Here is a 13,309-nt window from a genome sequence, read left to right as displayed (position 1 = left end):
GAGAGCCTGCTACGGATACGCCGATGGTAGAGCGGTTCCGGCACGGGGTGACAGGGGGTTTCCGGAAATCGCCTGCGTCGGCTCCGCTCAGTGAGCCAGGGGGAGTTGGACGACGAGCAGCTTTCCGGCCATGGTCACCCCGCCGTCCATCGCGATCGCGAGTCCGTCCGCGTAGACGTGGGGTCCTTCCACGACGGGCCTGGTGGCCTCGCCGTCCGCGTCCTCGGTGCCGACCTCGCCCAGCAGGTAGGGGATGGGACTGTGGCCATGGACCACACGGCCTCCGCCGTAGGTGGAGAGCAGCTCCCGTACGGCCTGCGGGCCGGACTCGTCGCGGAAGGCGAAGCGCTTGGTGAGCTTGCGGAACAGGTCCCAGCACTCGTCGGCGTCGCCCCGGTTGAGGATCTCGTGGACGGTGTCGTTGACGTCCTCGATCGTCGAGCCGTAGTCGAGATACGCCGTGGTGTCGGAGTGCATCAGCAGATGCCCGTCCTCCTCCATCATGGCGTCGAGCCGGGACATCCACTGCAGATGGACGTCCTGGAGGCGGTCCATGTCGTACTTCTGCCCGCCATTGAGCAGCCAGGCGGCCTGGAAGGTGGCGGTGCCGGCGCCGGAGTTCACCGGGGTGTCGGCGAACCGCTTGGCGCCGATCAGCAGCAGCTCGTGGTTGCCCATGAGCGCCTTGCAGTACCCGCCTGCTGCCGCGGCCTCCGCGGACAGCCGCATCACGAGGTCGATGACGCCGATGCCGTCGGGGCCCCGGTCGGTGAAGTCGCCGAGGAACCAGAGGCGGGCGTTGCCCGCCGCCCAGTTGCCCTCGGCGTCGATCAGGCCCTGCTCACGGAGCGCGGCGAGAAGTTCGTCGAGATAGCCGTGGACGTCACCGACGACATAGAGCGGGCCGAGGCCGTCGGCCACGGGCATCTCGGGAGTGTCGACCCGGACCTGCACGGTGTCTCCCCGGTTGATCACGGGGAGGTCCCGTTCGGTGGGGGTGTAGCCCTCTGGAAGTTCGTCGTTCGGCACCGCGTTGCCGGGGTGAGCGGCGTGACCCTGCACGGGCACCCGCGCGTACGGCGGCACGCGGAAGTCACGCAACGTCGCCGTCCGCACCACGGGTTCCTGCCCGGCCCCCTGAGTCATCGACCCCTCCACCACCGTCGCGACGCCCTACACGCGCGGACCGACCTGGTCGGGGAGGTCCACGGTGTCGTGCGCCCATCATAGGAATGAGGCTCCTCCTGTGTGACGCACCAGGGGTGGCGAATCCCGGTCCACCCCTGGTTCACCGGTCGTTTCGCCCCAATTGAGAAGGTCTAGTCCTGCGAGGGCGACCGCGGTGGACTGACCGTCGTCCGGGGAGAGCGCCTCTGGGAGGACGTCCGGACGATGAGTTCGGTCGGTATCACCTGCTCCACAGGGCCGTCCGTTTCCACCCCTTCGATGGCGTCGATGAGGAGTTGGACGACGGCCGTGCCGATCCGGCGCGGTTTGAGCGAGAGCGTGGTGATGGGCGGCTCGGTGGTGGCGTAGACCGTGGATTCGCTGCAGCAGACCAGCAGCAGATCGTCTGGAACGCGCAGCCCGTACCGCCGTGCGGCGGCGAGCAGATCGGTGCCGTTGGGGTCGAAGAGACCGTAGACGGCGTCGGGGCGGTCGGGGCGGGCGAGGAGCCGGTCGGCGGCGACGGCGCCCGCGCACGGGTCGTGGGCGGGATAGGCCTCGTAGACGGGGTCCTGACCCACCCGCTCGCACCAGTTCAGGTACGCGGTGGTGGACAGTCGGGTGTACGTGTCGGTGGTGGTACCGGTGAGCAGACCGATCCGGCGGGCGCCGGCGGCGGCGAGATGGTCGAGAAGATCGAGTACGGCGGCTTCGTGGTCGTTGTCGACCCAGGCGGTCACCGGCAGGGTGCCGGCGGGGCGCCCGTCGGAGACGACGGGCAAGCCCTGGCGGACGAGCTCGGTGACGACCGGATCATGGTCGGAGGGGTCGATGACGACGGTGCCGTCGAGGGCGACGTTCGACCAGACGTCATGGCGTGAGGTGGCGGGCAGGATGACGAGGGCGTAACCGCGGGCGAGCGCCGCGGAGGTCGCCGCTCTCGCCATCTCGGCGAAGTACGCGAATTCGGTGAAGGTGAAAGGTTCATCCCCGTAGGTCGTCACGGTCAGGCCGATGAGTCCCGACTTGCCGGTACGGAGCGTTCGGGCCGCGGCGGATGGGCGGTAGCCCAGCCGGTCGGCGACCTCGCGGACATGGCGGCGGGTGGCGTCCGGGAGCCGGCCCTTGCCGTTGAGCGCGTCGGAGACAGTCGTGATGGAGACTCCGGCTGCGGCGGCCACGTCCCGGATGCCCGCTCGCCCCTGCCGGCTTCCCCGGGTCTGTGCCCGGCTCACCTGGTGCTTCCCTGCTGCTGTCATGGCGAGCCGATAGTAGGGCGAGGGCGGGTGCTTGGGCCGGTCGCATATTCACTCGTTGACAGGCACGTTTCTGCATGATCCAAAACCATTAAACGCCTTGGAAGGTAAGGGAGTTGTGGGCTCTCGCTTGCGACCCACGGTTGTCCACCCATGCGCGCCTGTCGTATGACCGATGTTTCGAAGAGACCTCAACTCACCACTACGGGGGATGCGCGCCACGGCGCTCGCCACCGGCGCGCGCCAGGGAAAGGAGCGCTCCCCCCTTCCCCAGGTCTTCCTGGCGCCAGCCATTCGCAGCGGCGGCGAATCCTCATAAGGTGAGCAGTATTGGTGGTACGCACGGTCGAGGAGGACCACAGTGAGCGAGACGAGCCCGAGCGGGACCAGCCCCAAGCTGCGCACCGAGCTGGACGGCATCCCCACCTACAAGCCGGGCAAGCCCGCGGCGGCCGAGGGCCCGGTCGCGTACAAGCTGTCCTCCAACGAGAACCCGTACCCGCCGCTGCCCGGTGTGATGGAAAGCACACTGGCCGCGGCCGCGGCCTTCAACCGTTACCCCGACATGGCCTGCACCGGCCTGATGAACGAGCTGGCGGAGCGTTTCGGCGTGCCCGTGTCGCATCTGGCGACCGGCACCGGTTCGGTCGGGGTCGCCCAGTCGCTGATCCAGTCGACCTCGGGCCCCGGTGACGAGGTCATCTATGCCTGGCGGTCCTTCGAGGCCTACCCGATCATCACCCAGATCTCCGGTGCCACCTCGGTGAAGGTCCCTCTGACCGAGGGGGACGTGCACGACCTGGACGCGATGGCGGACGCGATCACCGACCGCACCCGGCTGATCTTCGTCTGCAACCCGAACAACCCGACCGGCACGGCGGTGCGCCGGGCCGAGCTGGAGCGCTTCCTGGACCGGGTGCCCTCCGACGTCCTCGTGGTGCTGGACGAGGCGTACCGCGAGTTCGTCCGTGACGCGGACATCCCCGACGGCATCGAGATCTACCGCGACCGCCCGAACGTTGCCGTGCTTCGCACCTTCTCCAAGGCATACGGGCTGGCCGGCCTGCGGGTCGGCTTCGCGATCGCCCATGAGCCGGTGGCCGCGGCACTGCGCAAGACGGCGGTGCCGTTCGGCGTGAGCCAGCTCGCGCAGGACGCGGCGGTGGCCTCGCTGCGTGCCGAGGACGAACTGCTGGGCCGGGTCGGCTCGTTGGTCTGCGAGCGGACCCGGGTGTACGAGGGCCTCGTGGGCCAGGGCTGGACGGTGCCCGACACGCAGGCGAACTTCGTGTGGCTGCGGCTGGGTGAGCGGACCGTCGACTTCGCGGCGGCCTGCGAGCGGGCCGGTGTGGTGGTGCGGCCGTTCGCTGGCGAGGGCGTGCGGGTCACGATCGGTGAGTCCGAGGCCAACGACATCTTCCTGAAGACGGCCGAGAACTTCTTCAAGGAGATGTGAGCCCCGAGGAGCCCGGGCCGGCTGGGAGGGCGCTAGTCGTCCTGGCCGGCGACGAGCTCCACGCGGATCGGGTCCCCGTCACGGACGGTGGCCAGCCGACGCGGGTCGCCGTCGATCCGGCCGAGCAGATTGCACGGGCTCGCGAGGCGGCATTCGTCGCCGCGTGAGATGGGCGTGGGGCCGTAGGGAAGCGCGAGCGCGTCGCCGTCGGTCCAGAAGGCGACCGTGCCCGGTTCCACGACCTGCTGGGCGTCGGCTTCGAGCGCGACGGACACCGGAGTGTCGAAGTACACCTCCTCGCCCCAGGTCCGGGCGGTGGAGATGAGTGGGAGAACCCCTGCGAGCGACTTGCTCGTGGGGGTTTCTTCGAGGGCGGCGGTGAGGTGGCCCGCAGGCCAGGAGATTCGGATCTTCATGGGCCGGATTCAACAATATGTTGAAGTTCTTGGGAAGAGGTACCCGCCGGTAGTGGCACCCCCCTTGCAGGTGCGGATTTCGTATGAGTAATAATGCTTGTGAATGTGAACGCGTTCACAAGCTCGTCTTGATCCTCCCGACATGGGTGGGTTTAACGGGGCAAACGGCCGATGCGACCACGGCGATGTAAGGAGAAGAGGACGTGAACCTAGCTCTGGCGCCGGAAACTCTGGCGCGCTGGCAGTTCGGCATCACCACCGTCTACCACTTTCTCTTCGTCCCCCTGACGATCTCGCTCGCCGCGCTCACCGCCGGCCTGCAGACCGCTTGGGTACGGACGGAGAAGGAGAAGTACCTCAAGGCGACGAAGTTCTGGGGCAAGCTGTTCCTGATCAATATCGCCATGGGCGTGGTCACCGGCATCGTCCAGGAGTTCCAGTTCGGCATGAACTGGTCCGACTACTCGCGGTTCGTGGGTGACATCTTCGGAGCCCCGCTCGCCTTCGAGGCGCTGATCGCGTTCTTCTTCGAGTCCACCTTCATCGGCCTGTGGATCTTCGGCTGGGACAAGCTCCCGAAGAAGATCCACCTGGCCTGCATCTGGATGGTCTCCCTCGGCACCGTCCTGTCGGCGTACTTCATCCTGGCGGCCAACTCCTGGATGCAGCACCCGGTCGGCTACCGCATCAACGCGGAGCGCGGTCGGGCGGAACTCACCGACTTCTGGCTGGTGCTCACGCAGAACACGGCGCTCACCCAGTTCTTCCACACCATCACGGCCGCCTTCCTGGTCGGTGGTGCGTTCATGGTCGGCATCGCGGCCTTCCACCTGGCGCGCAAGAAGCACATCCCGGTGATGCGGACCTCGCTGCGACTCGGCCTGATCACCTTGATCATCGCCGGAATGGGCACCGCCATCAGCGGTGACCTGCTCGGCAAGGTCATGTACAAGCAGCAGCCGATGAAGATGGCCGCCGCCGAGGCGCTCTGGGACGGCGAGGCACCCGCGCCCTTCTCCGTCTTCGCGTACGGCGATGTCGAGAAGGGCCACAACAAGGTCGCCATCGAGGTGCCGGGCCTGCTGTCCTTCCTGGCCAACGACGACTTCACCTCGTTCGTCCCGGGCATCAACGACGTCAACAAGGCCGAGCAGGAGCAGTTCGGTCCCGGTGACTACCGGCCCAACATCCCCGTCGCCTACTGGGGATTCCGGTGGATGATCGGCTTCGGCATGGCGTCCCTCTCGATCGGGATGCTCGGCCTCTGGCTGACCCGGAAGAAGTTCCTGCTGTCGCCCGGTCTGCGGACCGGCGACGACGAGGTCCCGAACCTGGTCCTCTTCAGGCGGAAGGCCCTGAGCCCGAAGTTCACGACTCTCTACTGGATCGTCGCGCTCTGGACCATGGGCTTCCCGCTGATCGCGAACTCATGGGGCTGGATCTTCACGGAGATGGGCCGGCAGCCGTGGGTCGTCTACGGCGTGCTCCGCACCCGCGACGCGGTCTCCCCCGGCGTCTCGCAGGGCGAGGTCATCACCTCGATGGTCATCTTCACGCTGCTCTACGCCGTCCTCGCCGTGATCGAGGTCAGGCTGCTCGTGAAGTACGTCAAGGCCGGACCGCCGGAGCTCACCGACGCCGACCTCAACCCGCCCACCAAGATCGGCGGGGACGACCGTGACCCCGACCGGCCGATGGCCTTCTCGTACTGAGGCTGAGGAGATCGATCGATGGAACTCCACGACGTCTGGTTCGTGCTCATCGCCGTCCTGTGGATCGGCTACTTCTTCTTGGAGGGCTTCGATTTCGGGGTCGGTGTCCTGACCAAGCTGCTGGCCCGTGACCGGGCCGAGAAGCGCGTGCTGATCAACACCATCGGACCCGTCTGGGACGGCAACGAGGTATGGCTGCTCACGGCCGGCGGCGCCACCTTCGCGGCCTTCCCCGAGTGGTACGCCACGCTCTTCTCCGGCTTCTACCTCCCGCTGCTGATCATCCTGGTCTGTCTGATCGTGCGCGGTGTCGCCTTCGAGTACCGGGTGAAGCGGACGGAGGAGAGCTGGCAGCGCAACTGGGAGACGGCGATCTTCTGGACCTCGCTCATCCCCGCCGTGCTGTGGGGCGTGGCCTTCGGCAACATCGTGCGCGGCGTGAAGATCGACGCGCAGATGGAGTACATCGGCAGCCTCGCGGATCTGCTCAACCCCTACGCCCTGCTCGGCGGCCTGATGACGCTCTTCCTCTTCACCTTCCACGGGACGGTGTTCGCGGCGCTCAAGACGGTCGGGGACATCCGCGAGCGGGCTCAGAAGCTCGCTCTCCGGCTGGGGCTCGCCACGGCCGTACTGGCTCTCGGCTTCCTCGCCTGGACCCAGACCTCGAAGGGTGACGGTACGAGCCTGATCGCGATGGCCGTCGCGGTGGTGGCGCTCGTAGGGGCGATCGGGGCGATCAAGGCCGGGCGTGAAGGATGGTCGTTCGCGCTGTCCGGTGTCACGATCGCGGCCGCCGTCGCGATGCTGTTCCTGACGCTCTTCCCGAACGTCATGCCCTCCTCGCTGAACCCCGCGTGGAGCCTCACGGTCACCAACGCGTCGTCGAGTCCGTACACGCTCAAGATCATGACCTGGTGCGCGGCGATCGCCACGCCGTTGGTCCTGCTCTACCAGAGCTGGACGTACTGGGTGTTCCGCAAGCGGATCGGCACCCAGCACATCGCCGAGGCCGCTCACTAGCTGGGGAATGTTTCACGTGAAACCGATCGACCCGCGTCTGCTCCGGTACGCCCGGGCCACCCGCCGCTTTCTGGCGGCGGTGGTCCTGCTCGGCCTTGCCGGGGCGGCGTTGGTCGTCGCCCAGGCGATGCTCATCGCCGAGGTGGTGGTGGGCGCCTTCCAGCGAGGTCTTCCGGTTTCCGAGCTGCGGACGGCGCTCCTGCTGCTGGCGACGGTCGCCGTGGGCCGCGGCCTGGTGTCCTGGCTGACGGAGCTGGCGGCCCATCGGGCGAGCGCGGCGGTCAAGTCCGAGCTGCGAGGGCGGCTGCTGGAACGGGCCGCCGGGCTGGGTCCGGGGTGGCTGAGTGGGCAGCGGGGCGGCTCGCTGGTCGCCCTCGCCACCCGGGGCGTCGACGCCCTCGACGACTACTTCTCGCGCTATCTGCCCCAGCTGGGGCTGGCGGTGGTCGTGCCGGCCGCCGTACTCGCGCGAATCGTCACCGAGGACTGGGTGTCGGCGGCCATCATCGTGGTGACCCTGCCGCTGATCCCGCTCTTCATGGTCCTCATCGGATGGGCCACGCAGTCCCGGATGGACCGCCAGTGGAAGCTGCTGTCCCGCCTCTCCGGCCACTTCCTGGACGTGGTGGCCGGACTGCCGACGCTGAAGGTCTTCGGGCGGGCGAAGGCGCAGGCGGAGTCGATCCGCGCGATCACCTCGGAGTACCGGCAGGCGACGCTGCGGACGCTTCGGATCGCCTTCCTGTCGTCGTTCGCGCTGGAACTCCTGGCGACCCTGTCGGTGGCGCTGGTCGCGGTCGGGATCGGTATGCGTCTGGTCCACGGCGACCTCGACCTGTACACGGGGCTGGTGATTCTGATCCTCGCGCCCGAGGCGTATCTGCCGATCCGGCAGGTCGGGGCGCAGTATCACGCGGCGGCGGAGGGACTCGCGGCCGCCGAGGAGATCTTCGAGGTCCTGGAGATCCCGGTGCGGGAAGGCGGCGCGCGGGAGATTCCGGCGTCGCTCCGGCTGGAGCTCGACGCGGTGACGGTACGCCACGCCGGACGGGCGGAGCCGGCGCTGGACGCGGCCTCCCTGAAGGTCGAGGAGGGCGAGGTCGTCGCCCTGGTCGGGCCGAGCGGTGTCGGGAAGTCGACCCTCCTGGATGTGGTGCTGGGCTTCGCGGAGCCCGACCAGGGGGCGGTACGGGTCGGGGGCGCCGATCTCGCGTCGCTGGACCTGGAGCGGTGGCGGGAGCGGATCGCGTGGGTTCCGCAGCGGCCGTACCTCTTCGGGGACACGATCGCGGAGAACGTCCGCCTGGCCCGGCCGGACGCCTCGGACGAGGCGGTGCTCCGGGCACTCGAGGACGCCGGGGCAAAGGAGTTCGTCGACGCACTGCCGCAGGGGCCACTGACCCGGCTCGCCGAGGACGGCGCGGGTCTGTCGGCCGGCCAGCGTCAGCGGCTGGCGCTGGCCCGGGCCTTCCTCGCCGACCGGCCGCTGCTGCTGCTCGATGAGCCGACGGCGGCGCTGGACGGGACGACCGAGGCGGCTGTCGTGGACGCGGTCCGCCGACTGGCCGTGGGCCGGACCGTGCTGCTGGTGGTCCACCGGCCTGCCCTGATGGCGGTCGCGGACCGGGTGGTGACACTCAGCCCTTCCGGCGCGAACTCCCCCGTGGGCCCGTCCCTCGCAGGAGGGTCCGCGATGGTGCCCGCGTCGAGGGCAGCGCGGCCGGAGGCCTCCGGGTCCGAGGAGCCGCGAGCCACTGACCCGGGTGCTCACACAGGCACGCATGGCGGTGCGCTCGCGCGGGTGCGCGCGCTGGCCGGAGGGCTGAGGGGGCGCCTTGCGCTCGGGCTCCTGCTGGGAAGCCTGGCCCTGGGGTCGGCCGTCGGGCTCATGGCCGTGTCCGGCTGGCTCATTTCGCGTGCCTCCGAACAGCCGCCCGTGTTGTATCTGATGGTCGCCGTCACCGCGACGCGCGCGTTCGGGATCGGGCGGGCCGTCTTCCGGTACGCCGAGCGGCTGGTGTCGCACGACGCCGTGCTGAGGATGCTCGCCGAGCTGCGGGTCGCCGTCTACCGGCGACTGGAGCGCATCGCCCCGGCCGGGCTGCGGCAGGTGCGGCGTGGGGATCTGCTGTCCCGGCTGGTCTCGGACGTGGACGCCCTGCAGGACTACTGGCTGCGGTGGCTGCTCCCCGCCGGGACCGCACTGGTCGTGGGGGGCGCGGCCGTGGGCTTCACCGCGTGGCTGCTCCCCGAGGCCGGCGTCGTCCTCGCCGTCGGGCTTCTGGCCGCCGGCGTGGTCGTTCCCATGGCCGGTGGCGCGCTGGCGCGGCGGGCCGAGCGGCAACTGGCCCCCGCTCGCGGGGCGCTGGCCACTGCCGTCGTCGATCTGCTGCGCGGATGCGCCGAGCTGACGGTGGCCGGCGCGCTCGCCACCCGAATCGGCGAGACGCGCGACGCCGATCGCCGACTCACCCGTATCGCCTCGCGGCAGGCTGCCGCCACCGCCCTCGGCGCCGGACTCTCGGCGCTGGCCTGCGGCGTCACCGTGGCCGCCGCCGCGGTCGCCGGCGTCCAGGCCGTGCGGGACGGGCGGCTGGAGGGCGTCGCCCTCGCGGTCGTCGTCCTTACTCCGCTCGCCGCTTTCGAGGCCGTCACCGGGCTTCCGCTCGCCGTCCAGTACCGGCAGCGGGTCAAGCGCAGTGCCGAGCGTGTCCACGAAGTGCTGGACGCGCCCGCTCCCGTCCAGGAGCCGGAGCACCCGGTCGAGCCGCCGAGCGGCCCCTTCCCCCTGGAGCTGCGGGATCTGTCCGCCCGGTACGCCGGGCAGGAGCGGGACGCGCTCGGCGGTATCGACCTGCGGATCGAGGCGGGGCGGCGCATCGCCGTACTCGGCGCCTCCGGGTCCGGGAAGACCACCCTCGCCCAGGTGCTGCTGCGGTTCCTGGACGCGCGGCAGGGGACGTACCGGCTCGGCGGCGTGGACGCCGCCGAGCTGGAAACCGATGCCGTCCGCCGCTTGGTCGGGCTCTGCGCGCAGGACGCGCACACCTTCGACAGCACCCTCCGGGAAAACCTGCGTCTCGCCCGTACCGGTGCGACCGAGGACGAGCTGCGCAGCGCACTGGCCGGGGCCCGGCTGCTGGAGTGGGTGGACTCGCTGCCCGCCGGCATCGACACCCCCGTCGGCGAGCACGGCGCCCAGCTCTCCGGCGGCCAGCGTCAGCGTCTGGCTCTGGCCCGCGCGCTGCTCGCCGACTTCCCCGTGCTCGTCCTCGACGAGCCGGCCGAACACCTCGACCTGGCCACGGCGGACGCGCTCACCGACGATCTGCTGCGGGCCACCGAGGGCCGGACGACCGTGCTCATCACCCATCGGCTCCACGGGCTCGACGCGGTCGACGAGGTGGTCGTGCTCGACGGGGGCCGGACCGTGCAGCGGGGCCCGTACGAGGAGCTCGCGGCCGAGGACGGGCCGCTGCGGCGGATGCTGGAGCGGGAGCAGGAGAGCGACCTGCTCGGCGCGGCTGCCACTCCCGGTGAGGCTGGAAAGCGACAGCCGACTTTCCTCGCCAAATAGGACTTACTAGTCTCAAGGGCATGACAGTGCCCGAACGCAAGGATGCCGTCGAAGCCACGAGACGGGCGACCCACAGCCTCCAGGGCCTGTCGACCGAACTGACCGCGCGCGTCCCCCAACTCCTGGAAGCCATGCGCTCGGTCGGCACAGGACTCGAACTGCACGCGACGCTCGATCGGATCTGCGAGACCGCCGCCGAGCTGACCGGCGCGCGCTACGCCGCGATCGGCGTGGCCGACGCGGAGGGCCAGGGTCTCTCCGACTTCGTCACCTACGGGGTCTCCGAGGAGATCGCCCGGTCGATCGGACGGCGGCCGGACGGGCGGGCGGGGCTGCTAGGCGCGCTGACCCACCATCCCGAGCCGATGCGGTTCACCGATCTGACGAAGGACCCGCGCGCGGTCGGATTCCCGGCCGGGCATCCCTCGATGCGGACCTTCCTCGGAGTTCCCATCCGGGTCCAGGGCGAGATCTTCGGCAATCTCTATCTCTCCGAGAAGATCAACGGCGGCGAGTTCAGCGACGACGATCTGCACATGGTGAGGGTGCTCGCCACCGAGGCCGGGATCGCCATCGGCAACGCCCGTCTCTACGAGGCGGCGCGGCAGCGCGAGCGCTGGATCGACGGCTCCGTCGCGGTCACCACCGCCCTGCTGTCCGGCGGAGACGCCGACGACGCGCTCGCCGTCGTCGCCGAACAGGCCCGCCGGCTCGCCGACTCGGCCGCCGGCATCGTCCTGCTGCCGGCGCGGGAGGGAGGTCTTGAGATCGTCGCCGTCTCCTCCGACCAGCCGTCGGAGTCGCTCGGGATCGTCATGCCCCCGGAGAGCCCGGTCGTCCAACGGGTGCTCGGGGGAGAGCCCGTCTTCGTCTCCGACGCGGCCACCGACCTCCGGATGCTCACCAGGCTGGCGGAGCGGTACGGGCCGAGCATGATCCTTCCGCTGCACAGTGGCGGGCGGGTGCTGGGAGCCTTGGCCACGCCCCGCGCGCGTGGTGGCAGACCGTTCCCCGAGACCGAGCGCACGCTGGCCACCCAGTTCGCCTCGCAGGCCGCGCTCGCGCTGATGATGGCGGACGCCCAGCGGGACCGGGAACGCCTCGCCGTCTTCGAGGACCGCGACCGGATCGCCCGTGATCTCCATGACCTGGTCATCCAGCGGCTGTTCGCCACCGGGATGATGTTGGAGAGCGCGCAGCGGACCTCGGTCGTCCCTGCCGTCCAGGAGGGTGTCGGCAAGGCCGTGGACGAACTGGACGTGACCATCCAGGAGATCCGCACGGCCGTTTTCGCGCTTCAGCAGGGGCCGGCCGAGGCGCCGTCCGGACTCCGGACCCGCATCCTGCGGGAGATCAACATGGCGTCCGTGCCCCTTGGCTTCAAGCCCACGCACCGCTTCGTCGGACCGATCGACGCGACCGTCGGCGACCTCTCCGGCAAGAACCTCATCGCGGCCCTGCGCGAGGCGCTGTCCAATGCCTTCCGGCACGCGGGAGCGAGCCGTATCGAGGTCGCCGTCGACGCGACCGCGCGGCTCCCCGACGGCACCGAGGCGGTCCGGCTGTCGGTGGCGGACGATGGGGTGGGCATCCCGGAGGGCGGCCGGCGCAGCGGACTGCGCAATCTGGCGCGGCGGGCCGAGTCGCTGGGCGGGTCGAGCTGGTGCGGCCCAGGCCTCGGGAAGGACGGCGCAGGCACCACCGTCTTCTGGCAGGCCCCGCTGTAGCCCTTGGCGCGGTCGCTCCCCTACGGCTCCGTCCCCCCGCGTCTTCTCGGAGTCCCCGCTTCTCAGAAGTCCTGGAGGATGCGCTCGATGACGACCGCGACGCCGTCCTCGTTGTTGGCGACGGTACGGCCGGACGCTGCGGCGAGCACGTCCGGATGTGCGTTGCCCATCGCGTACGAGGTGCCCGCCCAGGTCAGCATCTCCACGTCGTTGGGCATGTCTCCGAAGGCGACGACCTCTTCGGCGGAGATACCGCGCTCGGCACAGCAGAGCGCGAGCGTCGACGCCTTGGAGATGCCCAGGCCGCTGACCTCGAGCAGGGCCGTGGGGCTGGAGCGGGTGATGGAGGCATGCTCGCCCGCTGCCGTACGGGCCAGGGCGAGGAAGTCGTCCGGCACCAGCTCGGGGTGGTGGGCGAGCAGCTTCAGTACGGGGGTGCCGGCTCCCGGCTCCTCCTCGTACAGCAGCTTCTCGGCGGTGGCGACGGTCGCGCCCGGGTCCAGATGGAAGGGCGGGTAGTGCGGCTCGTAGTGGATACCGGTCGCCAGCTCGACCGCGAACGAGGTGCCGGGGGCCGAGGCGCGCAGGGTCCGCACGACGTGCAGGGCGGTGTCCCGGTGCAGCGGGCGTACCTCGATCAGCTTGCCGCCCGCGTGCAGATCGACGACCGCGGCGCCGTTGGCGCAGATCGCGAGGCCGTGGCCGTGGACATGGTCGCTGACGACATCCATCCAGCGGGCCGGCCGGCCCGTGACGAAGAAGACCTCGATCCCCGCCTTCTCCGCGGCGGCGAGGGCGGCGATCGTGCGCTCCGACACGGACTTGTCGTCGCGCAGCAGGGTGCCGTCCAGGTCGGTGGCGATCAGCCGGGGCTTAGGGGCAGGGGGACGCGGAGAGCGGGATGAGGTCACGAGTTCATTCTCCCGTACGGAGCGCACGGGCGTGCGGGAGGGCGCACATTTGAGTGCACGGATG

9 protein-coding genes are annotated in these 13,309 nt (G+C 70.0%); 5 read left to right on the top strand and 4 right to left on the bottom strand.

Annotated features, from left to right (window positions below; genetic code table 11):
- Positions 1-87: 87 nt before the first annotated feature.
- Both ACZ5VC_RS14310 and ACZ5VC_RS14305 read right to left on the bottom strand, forming a co-directional pair.
- Positions 88-1,161, bottom strand: a complete 1,074-nt coding sequence (locus tag ACZ5VC_RS14310) for a metallophosphoesterase (protein ID WP_469120354.1) — start codon at positions 1,159-1,161, stop codon at positions 88-90.
- Positions 1,162-1,319: 158 nt separating this feature from the next.
- The gene (locus ACZ5VC_RS14305; protein WP_468708884.1) at positions 1,320-2,426 is read right to left on the bottom strand and encodes a LacI family DNA-binding transcriptional regulator; all 1,107 of its coding nucleotides are present in this window, start codon (positions 2,424-2,426) and stop codon (positions 1,320-1,322) included.
- 358 nt (positions 2,427-2,784) lie between these two features.
- Between ACZ5VC_RS14305 and hisC the strand changes: the two genes are divergently transcribed.
- Positions 2,785-3,879, top strand: a complete 1,095-nt coding sequence (hisC, locus tag ACZ5VC_RS14300) for a histidinol-phosphate transaminase (protein WP_469120353.1) — start codon at positions 2,785-2,787, stop codon at positions 3,877-3,879.
- Between the two features lie 32 nt (positions 3,880-3,911).
- Here the strand turns inward: hisC and ACZ5VC_RS14295 are convergent, their stop codons facing one another.
- Positions 3,912-4,295: a cyclophilin-like fold protein gene (locus ACZ5VC_RS14295; protein ID WP_469120352.1), complete on the bottom strand. Its 384-nt coding sequence runs from the start codon at positions 4,293-4,295 to the stop codon at positions 3,912-3,914.
- A 203-nt stretch (positions 4,296-4,498) separates the two neighbouring features.
- Between ACZ5VC_RS14295 and ACZ5VC_RS14290 the strand changes: the two genes are divergently transcribed.
- Genes ACZ5VC_RS14290 through ACZ5VC_RS14275 form a run of 4 tightly spaced genes read left to right on the top strand, consistent with a single transcriptional unit; the run spans position 4,499 to position 12,334 of the window.
- Complete coding sequence (locus tag ACZ5VC_RS14290) at positions 4,499-6,007, top strand: cytochrome ubiquinol oxidase subunit I (protein WP_469120351.1); 1,509 nt, start codon at positions 4,499-4,501, stop codon at positions 6,005-6,007.
- Between the two features lie 18 nt (positions 6,008-6,025).
- Positions 6,026-7,030 carry a cytochrome d ubiquinol oxidase subunit II gene (gene cydB / locus ACZ5VC_RS14285; RefSeq protein ID WP_469120350.1) on the top strand — a complete coding sequence of 335 codons (1,005 nt, stop codon included), beginning with the start codon at positions 6,026-6,028 and terminating at the stop codon, positions 7,028-7,030.
- Between the two features lie 16 nt (positions 7,031-7,046).
- Positions 7,047-10,607: a thiol reductant ABC exporter subunit CydD gene (gene cydD / locus ACZ5VC_RS14280; protein ID WP_469120349.1), complete on the top strand. Its 3,561-nt coding sequence runs from the start codon at positions 7,047-7,049 to the stop codon at positions 10,605-10,607.
- Between the two features lie 20 nt (positions 10,608-10,627).
- Positions 10,628-12,334: a sensor histidine kinase gene (locus ACZ5VC_RS14275; RefSeq protein ID WP_469120348.1), complete on the top strand. Its 1,707-nt coding sequence runs from the start codon at positions 10,628-10,630 to the stop codon at positions 12,332-12,334.
- A 62-nt stretch (positions 12,335-12,396) separates the two neighbouring features.
- Here ACZ5VC_RS14275 and ACZ5VC_RS14270 read toward each other — a convergent pair whose 3' ends face one another.
- A complete protein-coding gene (locus tag ACZ5VC_RS14270; protein WP_469120347.1) occupies positions 12,397-13,245 on the bottom strand; it encodes a Cof-type HAD-IIB family hydrolase in 849 nt (282 codons plus the stop codon).
- Between the last annotated feature and the right edge of the window lie 64 nt (positions 13,246-13,309).

The sequence above is a fragment of the Streptomyces sp. NPDC033174 genome (assembly GCF_055577795.1).
The sequence above is the reverse complement of the archived record's forward strand: the minus strand, read 5'-3'. Positions and strand labels throughout refer to the sequence as shown.